Raw genomic sequence first — 20,071 nt, forward strand, 5'->3', positions numbered from 1 at the left:
AAAACACATAGAGCGGACAATGAAGATCAGTGACCTCGCCGGACCCGAAACCGAACTCTCGCATGCCGCAGCCTCCACAGAGGTAAGCGGCATTGCCAGCGACAGCCGGACGGTGAGGCCGGGCGATCTCTTCGTTGCGCTTTCCGGCACCAAGGCCGATGGCAGCGCCTTCATCGCCGATGCGGTTTCCCGCGGCGCCAGCGCCGTCGTCATCGCGGAGGGCGCTTCGGCCGACGCAGCCGTCCCGGTTATTCCCGTAGCCTCGCCGCGTCGCTTCCTGGCGCTTGCCGCCGCCCGCTTCTACGGCCGCCAGCCCGAAACCATGGTCGCCGTCACCGGAACCGCCGGCAAGACCTCCGTTGCCGCCTTCACCCGCCAGATCTGGGCCCATGCCGGCCATGCCGCCGCGATGATCGGAACGACCGGTGTCGTCGCACCGGGCCGCAACGACTACGGTTCGCTGACGACGCCCGATCCGGTCTCGCTGCATGCGCTGCTCACGGAACTTGCCGATGCCGGCGTTACCCACGCGGCGATGGAGGCCTCCAGCCATGGCCTCGACCAGTCGCGCCTCGATGGCGTGAAGCTCGCCGCCGCCGCCTTCACCAATCTCGGCCGTGACCACATGGACTACCATCCGACGGTTGAGCACTACATGGCCTCCAAGATGCGGCTCTTCGATACGTTGCTGGAGAAGGGCGGACCGGCGGTCATCTACGCCGATGACGAATGGTCGGGCGTGGCGATCGACGCTGCCCGCAAGGCCGGTCTTGACGTGCGCACGGTCGGCCGCAAGGGCGACTATCTTGCGCTGAAGCGGGTCGAGCATTTCCGCCACAAGCAGATCGCTGAAATCCATGTCGGCGACGATATCTTTGAAGTGCATATTCCGCTCGCAGGCGATTTCCAGGTGGCGAATGCGCTCGTCGCCGCCGGCCTCGCCATGTCGACCGGCGTTCCTGCCGCCGTTGCCATGGCCGCGCTGGAAAAGCTCATCGGCGCTTCCGGCCGTCTCGAACTGGTCGGCCATGCGAAGAACGGCGCGCTTGCCTATGTCGACTACGCGCACAAGCCGGATGCACTGGAAAACGTGCTGACCTCCGTGCGCCCGTTCACGACCGGCCGCGTTATCGTGGTCTTCGGCTGCGGCGGCGACCGCGACAAGGGAAAGCGCCCGATCATGGGCGAAATCGCCACGCGCCTTGCCGACGTGGTTGTCGTCACCGACGACAATCCGCGCTCGGAAGTGCCTGCCGTCATCCGTTCCGAAATCATGGCCGCGGCCAAAGGTGCAACCGAGATCGGCGACCGGGCGCAGGCCATCCGGGGTGCGGTCCGGATGTTGCAATCCGGCGATACGCTGATCGTCGCCGGCAAGGGACATGAAGAGGGCCAGACCGTCGGTGCGGTGACGCTGCCCTTCTCCGACCATGCCGAACTGCGCAAGGCCCTGGAGGAACTCGACCGGTGACATGGCTCTGGACCAGTGCTGATCTCGTTGCGGCCATGCGGGGCCGCCCCATCGGCAACCTGCCGCACGGCATAACCGGCATTTCCATCGACAGCCGCGCGATCACGCCTGGCGAAGCCTTTTTCGCCATCAAGGGCGATCGTGTCGACGGTCATGATTTCGCGAGCTTCGCCATCGCCAACGGTGCAGGACTGCTCGTCGTCAGCGAAGGAAAGCTGCCGGCGCTCGGCCGCCTCGTCACGCCGATGATCGTGGTGCCGGACGTATTGCAAGCGCTTGTCGATCTCGGCTGCGCGGCGCGCGACCGCACCGCCGCCCGCATCATCGCCGTCACCGGCTCCGTCGGCAAGACGACGACCAAGGAAATGCTGCGGCAGGCGCTTGCCCCCTCGGGCAGCGTCCATGCCTCCGTCGCCTCCTTCAACAATCACTGGGGCGTGCCGCTGACGCTTGCCCGCATGCCTGAGACCACCGACTACGGCATCTTTGAAATCGGCATGAACCATGCGGATGAAATCCGCCCGCTTGTCGGCATGGTGCGCCCGCATGTGGCGATCGTCACGACCATTGCCGCCGCCCATCTCGGCAATTTCCGCGACCTAGAGGAAATCGCCGCCGCCAAGGCGGAGATTTTCGAGGGCGTCGTGCCCGGCGGTCATGCCCTTCTCAACCGCGACAACGAACAGTTCGCCTTCCTCGAGAAGGCGGCGCATGCCGTGGGCGTTTCGCATGTCCACAGCTTCGGGGCGGACCCGGAAGCGGAATTCCGCCTGCTCGATTTCATCAGCACGAACGAAGGCAGCCTGTTGCGGGCTACGGTCGGCGGCCAGACGCTGGAAGTGCCGATGGGCGCGCCCGGAAGGCACATCGCCGAAAATGCCGTTGCCGTGCTCGGCGCCGTCCACCTTGCCGGTGGTGATATTGAAAAGGCGATGGCGGGACTCGCCACCATGCAGGCGGAGAAGGGGCGTGGCCGGCGCTATCGCCTCGCAAAGGATGCCGGCTGGTTCACCCTGATCGACGAAAGCTACAATGCCAACCCGGCCTCGATGCGCGCGGCGATCTCGCTGCTTCGCGATAGCGAGCCGCGCGGCAATGGCCGTCGCATCGCCATTCTCGGCGACATGCTGGAAATGGGCGAGCATTCGCCTGCCGTACATGCCGGCCTTGCCGAACCGCTGATCGAGGCGGGCATCGCTGACGTCTGGCTTGGTGGGCCGGACATGGGGGCCTTGCGGGATGTGCTGCCGGAAGGCGTCGAGACGGTCTATCACGATACGGCCGACCAGCTTGCTGCCCATGCGCTCGTCGCGGTGCAGCCAGGTGACGTGCTGGTGGTCAAGTCGTCGAAGGGCACGGGCTTCAGCCGCATCGTGGCAGCGCTGCTTGACAAATATCCAGCGCTCCCCGAGAGGGAACGCGAGAGTTGAGGAGGTTCGGCCGGGCAGGTGCCCGCCGGACCTTATCTTTTTTTGAAATTTGCTTCTCCGTCCGCGGTCGTCACGCCGGGATGATTCGGGGAACCTCTTGGGAAAGGGTGACAATGCTGCTTTGGCTCGTCGAGCTGGCTGACACCGTTCAGGTGTTCAACCTGTTTCGCTACATTACCTTCCGAACCGGCGCTGCGCTGTTCACCTCGGCCACCATCGTCTTCCTGTTTGGCCCGATGATCATCTCGTCGCTGCGCATCCGGCAGGGCAAGGGCCAGCCGATCCGTGCGGACGGGCCGCAGACCCATTTCAAGAAGGCCGGCACGCCGACCATGGGCGGCCTGATGATCCTTGCGGGCATCGTCGGCAGCGCGCTGCTCTGGGCGGACCTGTCCAACGTCTATGTGGTCGCCACCCTGCTCGTCACTCTCGGCTTCGGCGCCATCGGCTTCTACGACGACTACCTCAAGGTCACCAAGCAGACGGACAAGGGCTTTTCCGGCAAGGCGCGCCTTGGCCTCGAATTCATCATCGCGGGGGCTGCGACCTATTTCATGATGCGCGCCTCGCTCTCGGCAGGGGCGGCGGGCTCGACCTTCGGCTCGTCCATCGCCTTTCCGTTCGCCAAGGACCTCCTGCTCAACCTCGGCATCTTCTTCGTGCTGTTCGGCGGCTTCGTCATCGTGGCGGCTGGCAATGCGGTGAACCTGACGGACGGCCTCGACGGCCTTGCGACCGTTCCGGTGATGATCTCCGCCGCCTCCTTCGGCGTCATCGCCTATCTCGCCGGTAACGCGGTGTTCTCGAACTACCTGCAGATCCATTTCGTACCCGGCACCGGCGAGCTTGCCGTCGTGCTCGGCGCGGTCATCGGCGCGGGCCTCGGCTTCCTGTGGTTCAATGCGCCGCCGGCCGCCATCTTCATGGGCGACACGGGCTCGCTGGCGCTCGGCGGCCTGATCGGCACGGTTGCCGTCGCCACCAAGCACGAGATCGTCATGGCGATCATCGGCGGCCTCTTCGTCATGGAGACGCTGTCGGTCATCATCCAGGTCGCCTCGTTCAAGCTCACCGGCAAGCGCGTCTTCCTGATGGCGCCGATCCACCACCACTTCGAAAAGAAGGGCTGGACGGAAAGCCAGGTCGTCATCCGCTTCTGGATCATCGCCGTCGTGCTGGCGCTGGTCGGTCTTTCCACGCTCAAGCTGCGGTAAGGTCCGATGATCCCCGTCACCACATTGAAAGGCAAGGCTGTCGCGCTCTTCGGGCTCGGCGGCTCCGGCCTTGCGACGGCCCTGGCGCTTGCCGCGGGCGGCGCGAATGTCACGGCCTGGGACGACAACCCGGCCAGCGTCGAGAATGCGTCGGCGGCGGGCATCAACACCGGCGACCTGCGCAAGCTCGACTGGAACGCCATCGACGCGCTGGTGCTTTCGCCCGGCGTGCCGCTGACCCATCCGAAGCCGCACTGGAGCGCGGATCTTGCGCGCGCCGCCGGCGTCGAGATTGTCGGCGATGTCGAGCTTTTCGTGCGCGAGCGCCGGGCCCATGCCCCGGATTGCCCCTTCATCGCCATCACCGGCACGAACGGCAAGTCGACCACCACGGCGCTGATCGCCCATATCCTCAGGGTGAGCGGCCGCGACATGCAGCTCGGCGGCAATATCGGCACGGCCGTGCTGACGCTCGATCCGCCGAAGGCCGGCCGCTTCTATGTCGTCGAGTGCTCCTCCTACCAGATCGACCTTGCCCCGACGCTGAACCCGTCTGCCGGCATCCTGCTGAACCTGACGCCCGATCATCTCGACCGTCACGGCAGCATGCAGCACTATGCCGACGTGAAGGAGCGGCTGGTCGCGGGCAGCAGGACGGCGATCGTCGGCGTCGATGACACCTTCTGCGCCATGATCGCCGACCGCGTCGAGCGGACCGGCACGAAGGTCGTGCGCATCTCCCGGCGTCATGTGCTGGCTGACGGGATCTATGCGGACGGCGCGCGCCTCATCCTGGCGCAGGGCGCGGCAACGCGCGAGATCGCCGACCTGTCGCCGATCCAGACGCTGCGTGGAAGCCACAATGCCCAGAACGCCGCGGCCGCGATTGCGGCCTGCCTTGCGGTCGGGGTCGGCGAAGACGAAATCCGGGCGGGGCTTGCCTCGTTCCCGGGCCTGAAACACCGCATGCAGCCGGTCGGGCGCAGGGGCGAAACGCTCTTCGTCAACGATTCCAAGGCCACGAACGCCGAGGCTGCCGCACCCGCGCTCTCAAGCTTCGAGCGCATCTACTGGATTGCCGGCGGCGTGCCGAAGGAGGGCGGTATTTCCACCCTCGGCGGCTTCTTTCCGAAGATCGCCAAGGCCTATCTCATCGGTGAGGCGGCGCCGGCCTTTGCCGCAACGCTCGGCGAAACGGTGCCTTTCGAGATTGCCGGCACGCTGGAGCGCGCTGTGGAGGACGCGGCTGCCGATGCCGGGCAGGATGGAAGCGGCCCCGTCGCCGTTCTCCTGTCCCCGGCTTGCGCAAGCTTCGACCAGTACAAGAATTTTGAAGTCAGAGGCGACGCCTTCGTGAAACATGTCGCGGCGCTGCCCGGCGTGTCCATGCTGGTCGAGGTTTAAGCGAGGGTGGTTCCGGCAGGCTGCATAGCGGCTCTGCGTTCGGAATTGCCGGGGAACAGGGGAAAGAGACATGGTTAGTCGTGCCGAACGTGGTGCATTGGCGGACTGGTTCTGGACGATAGACCGGCTCTTCCTGGCGGCCTTCATCCTGCTGATGGGGCTTGGCTTCATGCTGTCCTTCGCGGCAAGCCCGGCGGTTGCCGAGCGCCTCGGGCTCGACAGCTTCCACTTTGTCAAACGTCATGCGATGTTCCTGCTGCCGTCGATTGCCGTCATGTTCAGCATTTCGTTCCTGTCGCCCCGGCAGGTGCGCCGGGCGGCGATGATCCTGCTCGTGATTTCGCTTGCGGCCATGGTGCTTGCGCTGTTCTTCGGCGTCGAGGTCAAGGGATCGCGGCGCTGGATATCGATCGGCAGCTTCTCGCTCCAGCCGTCCGAATTCATGAAGCCGGCCTTCGTCATCATCTGCGCCTGGCTCTTTGCGGAACATGCCCGCCAGCCGGAAATTCCCGGCAACCTCTTCGCCATCATCCTCTTCGGCATCGTGGCGGCGCTGCTCGTCGCCCAGCCCGACCTTGGCCAGACGATCCTGACCGCCGCCGTGTGGGGCGGCATGTTCTTCATGGCCGGCATGCCCTGGCTGTGGATCATCATCCTCGGCGGCGCCGGCGTCGGCGGTCTTCTGACGGCCTATACGTTCCTGCCGCACGTGGCGTCGCGTATTGACAAGTTCCTCACCGGCGAAGGCGACACGTTCCAGATGGACACGGCGCGCGAGGCCATCATCCGCGGCGACTGGTTCGGCCAGGGGCCGGGCGAGGGCACGGTCAAGCGGATCATCCCGGACAGCCACACCGACTTCATCTTCTCGGTCGCGGCCGAGGAGTTCGGCATCATCTTCTGCATGGTCATCGTGCTGGTTTTTGCCTTCGTGGTGATGCGCGGCCTCAATCATGCCTTCAAGGAGCGCAACGATTTCACGCGCTTTGCCGTCGCAGGCCTTGTGCTTCTGCTCGGCACGCAGTCGATGATCAATATCGGCGTGAACCTCGAGCTTCTTCCGGCCAAGGGCATGACGCTGCCGCTGATTTCCTATGGCGGCTCGTCGATGGTTGCGATCTGCGTGACCGCCGGCTTTATCCTGGCGCTGACCCGCCACCGGCCGGAAAAGCGCGCCTCCGAGCGCAGCCTCTTCCGCGGTGGCATCGTGGCGCCCGCTGAATAAGGGTTTCGAATGAACAAGGGTATCGTTCTTCTCGCCGCCGGTGGTACCGGCGGCCATCTCTTTCCCGCAGAAGCGCTGGCGCATGAGCTGAAGGCCGGCGGCTGGTCGGTGCACCTCGTCACCGACAGCCGGGCCGAGCGCTTCGCCGGAAAATTCCCGGCCGATGAAATCCATGTCGTCCCGTCCGCGACGATCGGCTCGAAGAACCCGATCAGCGTCGCCCGGTCGCTCTTCACGCTCTGGAAGGGCATTCGCGTTGCACGCAGGCTGATGGCGCGGCTGAAGCCGAAAGTCGTCGTCGGTTTCGGCGGCTATCCGACCGTGCCGCCCCTGCTGGCCGCGACGGGCATGGGCATCGCCTCGATGATCCACGAGCAGAACGCCGTGATGGGCCGCGCCAACAAGGCGCTCGCCAGCCGCGTCAAGGCAATCGCCGGCGGCTTCCTGCCCGAGACCGGCGGGCAATATGCCGGCAAGACCGTGACAACCGGCAATCCGGTGCGCCCGGCCGTGCTCGAGGCTGCGAGCATCGCCTATGAGGCCTCGGCCGAAGGTGAATTCCGTCTCGTCGTTTTCGGAGGCAGCCAGGGCGCGCAGTTCTTCTCCAAGGCCATTCCGTCCGCGATTGCGGCGATGGAGCCCGCGGACCGCGCGCGCCTGAAGATCACGCAGCAGGCGCGGCCGGAAGACCGCGACGAGGTGGTGCGCACCTATGCCGATCTCGCCATCCCGGCGGATGTCTCGCCCTTCTTCACCGACATGGCGTCACGCATCGGCCACGCCCATCTCGTCATCAGCCGCTCCGGTGCCTCCACCGTTTCCGAAGTCTCGGTGATCGGTCGTCCGGCCATCCTCGTGCCGTATCCTTACGCGCTTGATCATGATCAGGCGGCCAATGCGGCGGCGCTCGCCGAGGGCGGCGGGGCGAAGGTCATTGCCCAGTCGGAGCTTTCGACGGAGCGTCTTGCGGGCATCGTTTCCAAGGCGATGCACGATCCCGCGCGCATGGCGGCGATGGCCGAAAACGCCAGAAAGGCGGGAAAACCGGATGCCGCGCGCTTGCTCGCATCCATGGTTGAGGCTATTGCGGGCGGAAAGACCATCGCACAATTCAAGGGAGAACGGCCATGAAGATGCCGCAGAGCATAGGGCTCGTTCATTTCATCGGTATTGGCGGCATCGGCATGAGCGGCATTGCCGAAGTGCTGCACAATCTCGGCCATCGCGTCCAGGGCTCGGACCAGGCGGACAGCGCCAATGTGCAGCGCCTGCGCGAAAAGGGCATCGACGTCTCCGTCGGCCACCGGGCGGAGAACCTTGGCGACGCCGAAGTGGTGGTCGTCTCGACGGCCATCAAGAAGACCAATCCGGAACTCATCGCCGCGCGTGAAAAGCTGCTGCCGGTCGTGCGCCGGGCCGAAATGCTGGCCGAGCTGATGCGCTTCCGCAACGCCATCGCCATCGGCGGCACGCACGGCAAGACGACGACGACCTCGATGGTCGCGACGCTGCTGGAAGCCGGCGGCCTCGATCCGACCGTCATCAATGGCGGCATCATCAATGCCTACGGCACCAATGCCCGCATGGGCGAGGGCGAGTGGATGGTGGTGGAGGCCGACGAATCGGACGGCACGTTCCTGAAACTGCCCGCCGACGTCGCCGTCGTCACCAATATCGACCCGGAACATCTCGACCACTACGGCGATTTCGACGCCGTGCGCGCGGCCTTCCGCCAGTTCGTCGAGAACGTGCCGTTCTACGGTTTCGGCGTCATGTGCCTCGACCATCCCGAAGTACAGGCCATGGTCAGCCGCATCGAAGACCGCAAGGTCATCACCTATGGCGAGAACCCACAGGCCGACGTGCGCTTCGGCAATATCCGCATGGACGGCGCGACATCGGTCTTCGACGTGGAAATCCGTCGCCGCCGCACGGGCCAGGTGATCTCGATGAAGGACTTGCGCCTGCCGATGCCGGGCCGCCACAACGTTTCCAACGCCACGGCGGCCATTGCCGTCGCCCAGCGCCTCGGCATTTCGCCGGAGCTGATCGCCAAGGGTCTGGCGAGCTTCGGCGGGGTCAAGCGTCGCTTCACCCTTACGGGCACCTGGAACGGCGTGAGCGTCTATGACGACTACGGCCACCACCCCGTCGAGATCAAGGCGGTGCTGCGTGCGGCGCGCGAGGCCTGCTCGGGCCGAATCATCGCCGTGCACCAGCCGCACCGCTACAGCCGCGTGGCCAGCCTCTTTGAAGAGTTTGCCGGCTGCTTCAACGATGCCGACACGATCCTGATCTCGCCGATCTATGCGGCGGGCGAAGACCCGATCGAGGGTGTGACGTCGGAAGAGCTGGTTTCCCGCATCAAATCGGGCGGCCATCGCGATGCGCGCCTGCTTGCTTCGCCGGATGCGCTGGCCGAAGTTGTCGCCGGCATTGCAAAGCCTGGCGACTTTGTGGTTCTCTTGGGGGCTGGCAGCATCACGCATTGGGCGCAGGCGCTGCCGAACGAACTGGCAGGCATTTCGGGGCAGGTGGCATGAAGCAGGTGGATGGTGCGAAACTTCTGGCGTCGTTGGGCGAGGGCATCAAGGAGGTGCGTGGTCGCCTGACGCCGGATGCGCCGATGGATCGCGTCACGTGGTTCCGCGCCGGCGGCCTTGCCGAGCTGATGTTTCATCCGCATGACGTCGAAGACCTCGTCACCTTCCTCAAGCTCGTACCCGAAGAGGTGCCGCTGACGGTGACTGGTGTCGGCTCCAATCTGCTGGTGCGCGACGGCGGCATTCCCGGCATCGTCATTCGGCTGTCGGCCAAGGGTTTTGGCGAAGTCGAGCTTGCCGGTGAGAACAGGATCAAGGCCGGCGGCATCTGCCCGGACAAGAACATCGCCGCCATGGCGCTCGATCACAGCATTGCCGGCTTCGAATTCTATTACGGCATTCCCGGCGCAATCGGCGGCGCGCTGCGCATGAATGCCGGCGCCAATGGCGGCGAGACGAAGGACCTCGTCGTCGAGGTTCATGCCGTCGACCGCAAGGGCAACCAGCATGTGCTGACGAATGCCGATATGGGCTACACCTATCGCCATTCCGCCGCGCCGGACGGCCTTATCTTCACCCATGCCGTCTTCCAGGGACAGGCGGGCGAGAAGGAAGAGATCCGCGCCAAGATGGATGCGGTGCGCCAGCACCGCGAGACCGTCCAGCCGATCCGTGAAAAGACCGGCGGTTCCACCTTCAAGAATCCCGAGGGGCACTCCGCCTGGAAGCTGATCGATGAAGCGGGTTGCCGCGGCCTCATGATCGGCAGCGCGCAGATGTCGCCGATGCACTGCAATTTCATGATCAACACGGGACAGGCAACCGGCTACGAGCTGGAATATCTCGGCGAGACCGTGCGCAGCCGCGTGCTGGAGCATTCCGGTGTCATGTTGCAATGGGAAATCAGGCGTCTCGGCAAATTCATGCCCGGATACGAGGTCAAGGAATTCCTGGGCCGCGCGACCGCCTGACATATCTACCTGCCGGGGAGTTCGCGAGCGTCCCCGACGCCTCGCGTTCTCTCTCCCCTCCGGCAGTTTTCAAGAAAACATGTGAAATCGCGTATTCGGGCGCACGGCGAAGCCCGACATACGGGCAAATGGGGGATTCATGTTCAGGAAACTTGCGGCCGAATTCATCGGTACGTTCTGGCTCATCTTCATCGGCAGCGGCAGCGGCATACTGGCGGGGACCTTTCCCGACATCGGTATCGGCATTGTCGGTATCTCCTTCTCCGCCGGCATCGCCGTGATGAGCATGATCTATGCGGTCGGCCACGTTTCCGGCGGGCATTTGAATCCGGGCGTCTCGCTTGGGCTGGCGGTCGCCGGCAAGTTTCCGGCCTCCCACGTGCTGCCCTATGCCATCGCGCAGGTGGCGGGTGGGATCGCGGCCGCAGCGGTGATCTATCTCGTTGCCTCCGGCAACGCCGGCTTCGTGGCCGGCGGTTTCGGTGCGAACGGCTATGGCGAGCTGTCTCCCGGCGGCTATTCGCTGACGGCGGGCCTCGTCACCGAAATGGTGCTGATGGTGCTGTTCCTCTTCGTCATCCTCGGCTCGATCCATGACCGCGCTCCGGCGGGTTTCGCGCCGATCGCCATCGGTCTCAGCCTCACGGCGATCAATCTCGTGTCGATCCCGATCACCAACACCTCGCTGAACCCGGCCCGTTCCACGGGGCTGGCGCTGTTTGCCGATACCGCTGCGTTGTCGCAGCTCTGGCTCTTCTGGCTGGCGCCGATGCTCGGCGCCGTGATCGGCGCCGTTCTCTGGAAGGTCGTAGGCGAAGACGGCTGATTGCCGGGGAGGCCGCGGCGGGATTTCCCGCCGCCTGCCTTCTGTTTCTTTATTCAGCCTCTATTCAGACAAGTTTGACGAATGCTACGTTCAGTCGCGCGATGGTTGCGCGATGAAGCCCCGCCTCTGCGGGGTTCGGATCAGGGGGCATTCATGTTCAAGAAACTCTCCGCAGAATTCCTCGGTACGTTCTGGCTCGTCTTTGGCGGTTGCGGCAGTGCCGTGCTTGCAGCGGCCTTCCCGGAAGTCGGCATCGGCTTGCTCGGCGTTGCCTTCGCTTTCGGCCTCACCGTCCTGACGATGGCCTATACGGTCGGCGGCATTTCCGGCGGGCATTTCAATCCGGCTGTTTCCGTGGGCCTCACCGTTGCCGGTAAATTCCCGGCTGCAAGCCTCGTGCCCTATATCGTGGCGCAGGTTGTCGGTGCGATTGCGGCGGCTGCCGTGCTCTACCTCATCGCCTCCGGCAAGGCCGGTTTCCAGGCGGGCGGCTTTGCCTCGAACGGTTACGGGGAGCTTTCGCCGGGCGGCTATTCGCTGACGGCCGTGCTGGTCGCCGAAGTGGTTCTAACGGCGTTCTTCCTCATCATCATTCTCGGTTCGACCCACGGCCGTGTGCCGGCCGGTTTTGCGCCGATCGCCATCGGCCTGGGATTGACGCTGATCCATCTCGTCTCGATCCCGGTTTCGAACACCTCGGTGAACCCGGCGCGTTCGACGGGCGTCGCGCTGTTTGCCGATACGGCCGCGTTCTCACAGCTCTGGCTGTTCTGGCTGGCTCCGATCCTCGGCGCGGTGATCGGCGCGGTGATCTGGAAAGTGGTCGGCGAAGACGATTGATCGATCGATCGCAGACATGAAAAACCCGCCGCGTCGCCGCGGCGGGTTTTTGATTCGCAGCCCTGAAGGGCTCAGACCTCGTCCTTGCCCGAAAGCAGGATGCAGGCCAGCGTGATCACGGCGGAAAGGCCGAGATAATAGCCGACATAGGTCATGCCGTAATTCGCCTGCAGCCACGTCGCGATATAGGGCGCGAGCGATGCGCCGAAGATTCCCGCGAAGTTGAAGGTGATCGACGAGCCCGTATAGCGCACCTTCGTGGGGAAGGGCGCAGCGAGCGCCGTGCCGATCAGGCCGTAGGTCATGCCCATCAACGCCATCGCGAAGATCACGAAGATGAAGATGCCGCTCTCGCCGCCGGTCATCAGGCCGGGCAGGAAGAACGAGAAGATGCCGATCAGGACGGTGGTGGCGATCAGCACTTCGCGACGGCCGAACCGTTCCGCAAGCTTGCCGGCAAGCGGAATGAACAGGCCGAACAGTACCGAGCCGATGAGCTGGACTTCAAGCGCCTCCACGAAGGGCAGGCCGAGGACCTTGACGTTGTAGGACAACAGATAGGCCGAGCCGATATAGAACAGCACGAAGGTGGCGAGCGCCACGAACGTGCCGAGCACGAGGCTGCGCTTGTGGTTGCGGAAGAGTTCGACGACCGGAACCTCCACGCGTTCCTGCTTGTCGATGGCCTTCTGGAAGGCCGGCGTTTCGGTGATCGACAGGCGAACCCAGAGGCCGACGGCGATCAGGACGATCGAGGCGATGAACGGAATGCGCCAGCCCCAGGACAGCAGCGCCTCCTGCGACATGACATGGAGCAGCAGCCAGAAGACGCCCGAGGAGAGGAACAGGCCGACCGGTGCGCCGAGCTGCGGGAACATGCCGTACCAGCTGCGCTTGCCCGGAGGGGCGTTTTCCGTCGCCAGCAGCACGGCGCCGCCCCATTCGCCACCGAGACCGAAGCCCTGACCGAAACGGCAAAGCGCCAGCAGCAGCGGTGCAACCACGCCGATCGATTCGTAGGTGGGAAGCAAACCGATGATCACGGTCGACACGCCCATCGTCAGCAGTGCGGCGACGAGCGTCGTTTTGCGGCCGACACGGTCGCCATAGTGGCCGAACACGATTGCGCCGAACGGACGGGCGAAGAAGGCGATGGAGAAGGTCGCGAAGGAGGCGAGCAGGGCGGTCGTCGGATCGTTGTTCGGGAAGAACAGCGTCGGGAAGACCAGCACTGCGGCCGTTGCATAGACGTAGAAATCGAAGAATTCGATGGTCGTTCCGACCAGGCTTGCAAAAAGAACGCGCGCCGGGGAGTTGAGCCCGGCGCGGTTGGAATGCGTTGCGGTCGGCGACCCAGTAGAGCTTGTTTCACTCATTGGCGGTGCCTTTTCTGGTTTTTTGCCGTCTTGGGAGGCAGCGCGGGTCTATTACGCCAACCGGTCGACCGCTGAAACAATAAAAGTACGCCGAAGGGGGCTTAAGTCGTACTATTCGTGCTCGCCGACGCCTCCCGCGTTTACCAGGCTTGCGGGTGCCGCCTCGTGGTTGCTGTCCGGGAGTCTCATGTCGGGATTTTGCCGCTTTCTCTTGCGTCAATCACAACTCTCTGATTCCAGTGAGAGAATCGAAGTGTCGCTTGATTCGGTGTTCGGAAAATTTATCCCGCAGCGCGTCAGGTTAACGAAAGTAAACGCTTCATTAACCTTAATGACGCTCTAGTGGTCCCATCTCACCGCCGAGTCGGGGCCGGTAAGAAAATCAGGTCCGCACAAGCGACGAGACGCAATGTGCGGAATTCAGTTGGGGGTTCTATGAGCGTAAAGCATGTCGCGATGCTGATGGGTGGTTTTTCGTCGGAGCGGCCGGTGAGCCTTTCGTCGGGGAATGCCTGCGCCGACGCGCTTGAGGCCGAGGGCTACAAGGTTACGCGCGTCGATGTCGGGCATGACGTCGCGAGCGTGCTTGCCGAGCTGAAGCCGGATGTCGCCTTCAACGCGCTGCATGGCCCCTTCGGCGAAGACGGCACCATCCAGGGCATCCTCGAATATCTGGAAATTCCCTACACCCATTCCGGCGTGCTCGCCTCGGCGCTCGCCATGGACAAGTCGCAGGCCAAGATCGTCGCGAAGGCAGCCGGCGTTCCGGTCGCCGAGCAGCGCCTGATGAACCGTTTCGACTTCACCTCGGCCCATCCGATGAAGCCGCCTTACGTCGTCAAGCCGGTGTGCGAGGGCTCCTCGTTCGGTGTCGTCATGGTCAAGGAAGACCAGTCGCATCCGCCGCAGATCATTACTTCGGATGAATGGCGCTATGGCGACAACGTGATGGTCGAGCGCTACATCTACGGGCGCGAGCTGACCTGCGGGGTCATGGGCGATGTGGCGCTTGGCGTGACGGAAGTGGTGCCGCAGGGCCACGCCTTCTACGACTATGATTCCAAATATGTAAAAGGTGGCTCGAAACACGTCATCCCGGCGCAAATTTCACCGAATATTTACCAAAAAGTACAAACACTCGCACTGAAGGCACATCAAGCGATCGGGTGCCGTGGCGTCAGCCGTTCCGACTTCCGCTACGACGACCGCTTCTCCGAGAATGGCGAGCTTGTCTGGCTGGAGGTCAACACCCAGCCCGGCATGACCCCCACCTCCCTGGTGCCCGAAATGGCCGACCATGCCGGTCATTCCTTTGGTGAATTCTTGAAGTGGATAGTGGAGGACGCGTCTTGTTTGCGTTGAGCGTCAAGAAGAGCAGGGTTCGTCCCGCCGGGCTTGCCGAGACGGAAGCCGGTCGCGTTCTGCCGCGCCCGCTGCGCCGGATCGTCCGCTTCCTCGTCAGCCTTGCGGCTGGCCGCATCTATATTCCGCGCCACGTCGGCACTGTGGCGACCGGGCTTTTCCTCGGTGCGACCGGCCTCTACGGCATGTCGATCGGCGGCCACTCGCAGGATTTCGCGCAGGCCTCGACCACTGCGATCGGCTTTGCCATCGAGGATGTGAAGGTCTCCGGCAATCGCGAGACGTCGGAGATCGACATTCTTGAGCGCCTCGGCCTCGACGGCACGACCTCGCTGGTCGCCTTGGACGTTAAGGACGCGCGGCAGAAGCTTTCTGATCTGCCCTGGGTGCAGGACGTCTCTGTCCGCAAGGTCTATCCGGGCACGATCGAGATCACGCTCAAGGAGCGCGAGGCTTTCGCGATCTGGCAGCACGGCAACGACCTGTCGCTGATCGAAAAGAACGGCAGCGTGATTGCACCACTGCGCGACAACAAATTTTCCGCGCTGCCGCTGTTCGTAGGTCGCGATGCGGAAACCGCTGCGGCCGATTTTGCCGCAGAGTTCGACAACTGGCCGGAGATCAAGTCCCGGGTGAAGGCGTATATCCGCGTTGCCGGCCGCCGCTGGGACCTGCGTCTCGACAGCGGCATCGTCGTGAAGCTGCCGGAACACAACGTGCCGCGCGCCATGGACATGCTTGCGACGCTGGATGCGGAGCAGGGGATCCTGGAGCGCGATATCGCAGCCGTCGACTTGAGGCTTGAGGACCGCACGACGGTTCGCCTGACGGAAGGGGCGCTGGAACGCCGCAATGCGGCGGTCGAGCAGAGGGCAAAGGACCTGAAGAAGGCAGCGAAGCGCACATGAGCATTTTCGGTTCGTCCCATTTCGGCCTGCCGCGCTTGAAGCCGCTTTCCTCGAAGCGGGCTCACGTCGTTTCGGTCCTGGACATCGGATCCACGAAGATCGTCTGCATGATCGGCCGGCTGACGCCGCGCGCCGAAAGCGAGATCCTTCCCGGCCGCACGCACAATGTCGAGGTCATCGGGATCGGCCACCAGAAATCCCGCGGCGTGAAGAACGGCGTGATCATCGATCTCGATGCTGTCGAAAGCGTCGTGCGCCTTGCTGTCGACGCGGCCGAGCGCATGGCCGGCCTGACCATCGAGAGCCTGATCGTCAATGTTTCGACGGGCCGCCTGCAGAGCGACGTCTACACCGCCACGATCGACCTCGGCGGTCAGGAAGTCGATGCGAACGACCTGCGCAAGGTGCTTGCCGTTGCCGGCCAGCAGTCGCTGCGCCAGGACCGGGCGATCCTCCATTCGCTGCCGACCGGCTTCTCGCTGGACGGCGAACGCGGCATCCGCGATCCGCTTGCCATGTTCGGCGACGTGCTCGGTGTCGACATGCATGTGCTGACGGCCGAGCGCTCGGCGCTGAAGAACCTCGAGCTGTGCATCAACCGTGCGCATCTCTCCGTCGAAGGCATGGTGGCGACGCCCTATGCAAGCGGACTTTCGGCCCTTGTCGACGATGAAGTCGAACTCGGCTGCGCCTGCATCGACATGGGCGGCGGCACGACGACGATCTCGGTCTTCGCCGAAGGCAAGCTGGTGCATTCCGATGCGGTTTCGCTTGGCGGCCACCACGTCACGACGGACCTGGCGCGCGGTCTTTCGACCCGTATCGAGGACGCAGAACGCCTGAAGGTCGTGCATGGTTCGGCGCTGCCGAATGCCGGCGACGAGCGTGACATCATCACCGTTCCGCCGATCGGCGAGGATGACCGGGACCAGCCGACCCATGTGCCGCGCGCGCTCATCTCGCGCATCGTGCGGGCCCGGATCGACGAGACGCTCGAACTTATTCGCGACCGCATCCAGCGCTCCGGCTTTTCGCCGATCGTCGGAAAGCGGATCGTACTGACGGGCGGCGCAAGCCAGCTCACGGGTCTTCCGGAAGCGGCTCGCCGCATCCTCGCCCGCAACGTCCGCATCGGCCGCCCGCTGGGCGTGTCCGGCCTGCCGACGGCGGCAAAGGGCCCGGCCTTTTCGACCGCGGTGGGTCTGATGATCTATCCGCAGGTCGCGGAACTTGAAGAACACGCTGTGCAGGGCGGCATGCTCTCGCAGCTGACAGGGGGCAACGGCCGGATCGCTCGCGTGGGGCAATGGCTGAAGGAAAGTTTCTGACGGGTTTTCCGGCGGTTCGCCGCCGGAAGAGACCGACAACCAGGTTTTAGGGACAGAACGGCTGGGCGATGCGGCCGGAAACGAAAGGACAAGTACCATGACTATCAAGTTGCAGAAGCCGGACATCACCGAGCTGAAGCCCCGCATCACCGTCTTCGGCGTTGGTGGCGGTGGCGGCAATGCCGTCAACAACATGATCACCGCTGGCCTCGAAGGCGTCGATTTCGTCGTCGCCAACACCGACGCCCAGGCGCTCTCCATGACCAAGGCTTCGCGCATCATCCAGATGGGTGTCGCGGTCACCGAAGGTCTCGGCGCCGGCTCGCAGCCGGAAGTCGGCCGCGCCGCCGCTGAAGAGTGCATCGACGAAATCATCGATCACCTGAACGGCACGCATATGTGCTTCGTCACCGCCGGCATGGGCGGCGGCACGGGCACGGGCGCAGCTCCCGTCGTCGCGCAGGCGGCCCGCAACAAGGGCATCCTGACCGTCGGCGTCGTCACCAAGCCGTTCCACTTCGAGGGCGGCCGCCGCATGCGGCTTGCCGAGGAAGGCATCCTGGAGCTGCAGAAGTCGGTCGACACGCTGATCGTCATCCCGAATCAGAACCTCTTCCGCATCGCCAACGACAAAACCACATTTGCCGACGCCTTCGCGATGGCCGATCAGGTGCTCTATTCGGGCGTTGCCTGCATCACCGACCTCATGGTCAAGGAAGGCCTCATCAACCTCGACTTCGCCGACGTGCGTTCGGTGATGCGCGAGATGGGCCGCGCCATGATGGGCACGGGCGAAGCTTCGGGCGAAGGCCGCGCAATGGCAGCCGCAGAAGCTGCTATCGCCAACCCGCTGCTCGACGAGACCTCGATGAAGGGTGCGCAGGGCCTGCTGATCTCGATCACCGGCGGTCGCGACCTCACCCTCTTCGAAGTGGACGAGGCTGCAACCCGTATCCGCGAGGAAGTCGATCCGGACGCGAACATCATCCTGGGCGCGACCTTCGACGAAGAACTCGATGGCCTCATCCGCGTCTCCGTCGTTGCAACCGGCATCGACCGCACGGCCTCGGAGGTGGCCGGTCGTTCGGCTGACTTTCGCGGCCAGAGCAAGCCTGTAATTCGTCCGTCCGCTGCCGTTCCCGCCCAGCCGGTCGCTGCCATCCAGCAGCCCCAGCCCGTCATGCAGCAGCCGGTTTTCCAGCAGCCGGTGATTGACCCGATCGCCGAAGCCATCCGCGCTTCGGAAGAAAACCTCGAGCGCGAGCTTGCCATTCCGGCCAGCCGTCCGGCGGTGATGCAGCCGGTCGCCGCGCACCACGAAGAGCCCCGTATGCAGAACCGCATCTTCGCGGCCCCTGCCGAGGCCCCCGTCATGCAGCGCGCGGTTCCGGTCCAGCAGCCGGTTCATCAGGCCCCTGTCATGCAGGAGCGTGTCGAGCATTCTGCTCCGATCATCCGTCAGGAGCCGCAGGCCATGCGCATGCCGAAGATCGAGGATTTCCCCCCGGTCGTGCAGGCAGAGATGGATCATCGCACGGCACCGCAGCCGGTCGCGCATCAGGAAGAGCGTGGTCCGATGGGCCTGCTTCGCCGCCTGACCTCGTCGCTCGGCCGCCAGGAAGACGTCCAGGCGGCCCAGGAACAGGCGCCTGCCCAGCAGCAGCGTCGCCCGCTGTCGCCGGAAGCCAGCCTCTACGCGCCGCGCCGTGGCCAGCTCGACGATCACGGCCGTGCCAGCCCGCAGGCCCGTTCGCTGGGTGAGGACGACCAGCTGGAGATTCCGGCGTTCCTTCGCCGGCAGTCCAACTGAGGCCGCGATGACGGCCTTGTAACAAGGTGCCCGGATCTTTGATCCGGGCATTTTTATTTCTGTTTGTTTTCAATGGCTTGTTGCCATGAAACTCGCGTAACAAACCGAAAGAAACAGTGATTTGTCTGACGCTGAGGGGCCTACTACATTCAGCCCGGGCAAAGGGCATGGTCAGGATCCGCGTAACCGGTATCACCGGAACGCAAAGAACATTCCAGACTTCCGGCACATTTGGTCGGCGGACGCTACTGCGTTCGGCGCGTGGCCCCTCAGGGGCGTGAAAGAGACAATGTCGGCGAAGAATAAGCCGATAGTAAGATAAGGCAAATGCACATGACGATCGGTATGCTCGGTTTCCAGACGACGATTTCCAGCCCGGTGACGATTTCCGGGACGGGCGTCCATTCCGGCGCGGCTGTGTCGATCACTCTCAATCCGTCTGAAGCCGACAGCGGCATCGTCTTCCAGCGCCTGCACGACGACGGCACGGTCAGCGAATACCGCGCGGTCTCCTCGCAGGTCGGCAACACGGATCTGTGCACCGTTCTCGGTTTTTCTCCGGCAACCTCCATCGCGACGATCGAGCATGTCATGGCCGCGCTCTATGCGCTCGGCCTCGACAATGTGCTGATCGAAGTGCATGGCGCCGAAATGCCGATCATGGACGGCAGTTCCGCGCCTTTCATCGACGCCATCGACCATGTCGGCATCGTGCAGCTGGCTGTGAAGCGCCGCTACATCCGCATCATCAAGCCGGTCCGCATTGAGGCGGGTGCCTCCTGGGCGGAGTTCTCACCCTATGACGGCACGCGATTCGAAGTCGAGATCGATTTCGACACCCCGCTCATCGGGCGCCAGGCCTGGAAGGGCGACCTGACGCCGGCGACGTTCCGCAACGAACTGTCGCGCGCCCGTACCTTCGGTTTCATGCGTGATGTCGAACGGCTCTGGGCTTCAGGCCATGCGCTCGGCTCCTCGCTGGAGAATTCCGTCGTCATCTCCGATGACCACACGGTGATCAATGTCGAGGGCCTGCGCTACGCGAAGGACGAGTTCGTGCGCCACAAGACGCTTGACGCCGTGGGCGATCTTGCCCTTGCCGGTGCGCCGTTCATCGGCTGCTACCGGTCCTATCGCGGCGGCCACAAGATGAACGCCCATGCCCTGAACGCGCTGCTCAGCGACCGCACTGCCTATGAGGTGGTTGAAGCTGCCGCGCCGCGCTCGCGCGCCGGCCAGCGTGAACTGGTCGCCGTCAACGCTCCCGAGTTCGCGCCCTGGTCCGTCTGAATAGGATCGTTCCGGCATCTCTCCCGACCTATGCCATAAAAATGCGTTAATGCGGCGGCATGGCGTTGCGGTC

The 20,071-nt window shown here is 64.1% G+C and carries 16 protein-coding genes; 15 read left to right on the forward strand and 1 reads right to left on the reverse strand.

Annotation, left to right across the window (positions count from 1 at the left end):
* The first annotated feature begins 19 nt into the window (after positions 1-19).
* From WA950_RS09180 to aqpZ (WA950_RS09225), 10 genes are all read left to right on the forward strand, one after another.
* Positions 20-1,471 (forward strand): UDP-N-acetylmuramoyl-L-alanyl-D-glutamate--2,6-diaminopimelate ligase, encoded by a 1,452-nt coding sequence (locus WA950_RS09180; protein WP_424551405.1) that lies wholly within the window; start codon positions 20-22, stop codon positions 1,469-1,471.
* On the forward strand, positions 1,468-2,901 hold the full coding sequence (locus WA950_RS09185; RefSeq protein WP_424551406.1) for a UDP-N-acetylmuramoylalanyl-D-glutamyl-2,6-diaminopimelate--D-alanyl-D-alanine ligase: 1,434 nt from the start codon (positions 1,468-1,470) through the stop codon (positions 2,899-2,901). Before WA950_RS09180 ends, WA950_RS09185 begins: the two co-directional genes overlap by 4 nt.
* 113 nt (positions 2,902-3,014) lie before the next feature.
* Complete coding sequence (gene mraY, locus WA950_RS09190) at positions 3,015-4,115, forward strand: phospho-N-acetylmuramoyl-pentapeptide-transferase (RefSeq protein WP_424551407.1); 1,101 nt, start codon at positions 3,015-3,017, stop codon at positions 4,113-4,115.
* Between the two features lie 6 nt (positions 4,116-4,121).
* On the forward strand, positions 4,122-5,519 hold the full coding sequence (gene murD / locus WA950_RS09195) for a UDP-N-acetylmuramoyl-L-alanine--D-glutamate ligase (protein WP_424551408.1): 1,398 nt from the start codon (positions 4,122-4,124) through the stop codon (positions 5,517-5,519).
* Between the two features lie 70 nt (positions 5,520-5,589).
* Entirely contained in the window at positions 5,590-6,744 is a 1,155-nt protein-coding gene (gene ftsW / locus WA950_RS09200; protein WP_424551409.1) for a putative lipid II flippase FtsW, read from the forward strand.
* A 9-nt stretch (positions 6,745-6,753) separates the two neighbouring features.
* Complete coding sequence (gene murG / locus WA950_RS09205; protein ID WP_424551410.1) at positions 6,754-7,875, forward strand: undecaprenyldiphospho-muramoylpentapeptide beta-N-acetylglucosaminyltransferase; 1,122 nt, start codon at positions 6,754-6,756, stop codon at positions 7,873-7,875.
* Positions 7,872-9,287 (forward strand): UDP-N-acetylmuramate--L-alanine ligase, encoded by a 1,416-nt coding sequence (gene murC / locus WA950_RS09210; protein WP_424551411.1) that lies wholly within the window; start codon positions 7,872-7,874, stop codon positions 9,285-9,287. Before murG ends, murC begins: the two co-directional genes overlap by 4 nt.
* On the forward strand, positions 9,284-10,258 hold the full coding sequence (murB, locus tag WA950_RS09215; protein ID WP_424551412.1) for a UDP-N-acetylmuramate dehydrogenase: 975 nt from the start codon (positions 9,284-9,286) through the stop codon (positions 10,256-10,258). Before murC ends, murB begins: the two co-directional genes overlap by 4 nt.
* Positions 10,259-10,397: 139 nt before the next feature.
* Positions 10,398-11,084, forward strand: coding sequence for an aquaporin Z (aqpZ, locus tag WA950_RS09220; RefSeq protein WP_424551413.1), 687 nt, complete (start codon positions 10,398-10,400; stop codon positions 11,082-11,084).
* Between the two features lie 153 nt (positions 11,085-11,237).
* Positions 11,238-11,924 carry an aquaporin Z gene (aqpZ, locus tag WA950_RS09225; RefSeq protein ID WP_424551414.1) on the forward strand — a complete coding sequence of 229 codons (687 nt, stop codon included), beginning with the start codon at positions 11,238-11,240 and terminating at the stop codon, positions 11,922-11,924.
* A 71-nt stretch (positions 11,925-11,995) separates the two neighbouring features.
* Here aqpZ (WA950_RS09225) and WA950_RS09230 read toward each other — a convergent pair whose 3' ends face one another.
* Positions 11,996-13,300 carry an MFS transporter gene (locus WA950_RS09230; RefSeq protein WP_424551415.1) on the reverse strand — a complete coding sequence of 435 codons (1,305 nt, stop codon included), beginning with the start codon at positions 13,298-13,300 and terminating at the stop codon, positions 11,996-11,998.
* A 435-nt stretch (positions 13,301-13,735) separates the two neighbouring features.
* Here WA950_RS09230 and WA950_RS09235 point away from each other — a divergent pair, with 435 nt between their 5' ends.
* The 5 genes from WA950_RS09235 to lpxC all read left to right on the forward strand — a co-directional run bounded on the left by WA950_RS09235 (position 13,736) and on the right by lpxC (position 19,998).
* Positions 13,736-14,662, forward strand: coding sequence for a D-alanine--D-alanine ligase (locus WA950_RS09235; RefSeq protein WP_424551416.1), 927 nt, complete (start codon positions 13,736-13,738; stop codon positions 14,660-14,662).
* Positions 14,650-15,570 carry a cell division protein FtsQ/DivIB gene (locus WA950_RS09240; protein WP_424551417.1) on the forward strand — a complete coding sequence of 307 codons (921 nt, stop codon included), beginning with the start codon at positions 14,650-14,652 and terminating at the stop codon, positions 15,568-15,570. Before WA950_RS09235 ends, WA950_RS09240 begins: the two co-directional genes overlap by 13 nt.
* Positions 15,567-16,898, forward strand: coding sequence for a cell division protein FtsA (gene ftsA, locus WA950_RS09245; RefSeq protein WP_424551418.1), 1,332 nt, complete (start codon positions 15,567-15,569; stop codon positions 16,896-16,898). Before WA950_RS09240 ends, ftsA begins: the two co-directional genes overlap by 4 nt.
* A gap of 97 nt (positions 16,899-16,995) precedes the next feature.
* Positions 16,996-18,708 carry a cell division protein FtsZ gene (ftsZ, locus tag WA950_RS09250; RefSeq protein ID WP_424551419.1) on the forward strand — a complete coding sequence of 571 codons (1,713 nt, stop codon included), beginning with the start codon at positions 16,996-16,998 and terminating at the stop codon, positions 18,706-18,708.
* Between the two features lie 333 nt (positions 18,709-19,041).
* Positions 19,042-19,998, forward strand: a complete 957-nt coding sequence (gene lpxC / locus WA950_RS09255; RefSeq protein ID WP_424551420.1) for a UDP-3-O-acyl-N-acetylglucosamine deacetylase — start codon at positions 19,042-19,044, stop codon at positions 19,996-19,998.
* Positions 19,999-20,071 lie beyond the last annotated feature (73 nt).

It is taken from the genome of Shinella sp. (genome assembly GCF_049651085.1).
Taxonomy (GTDB): Bacteria; Pseudomonadota; Alphaproteobacteria; order Rhizobiales; family Rhizobiaceae; genus Shinella.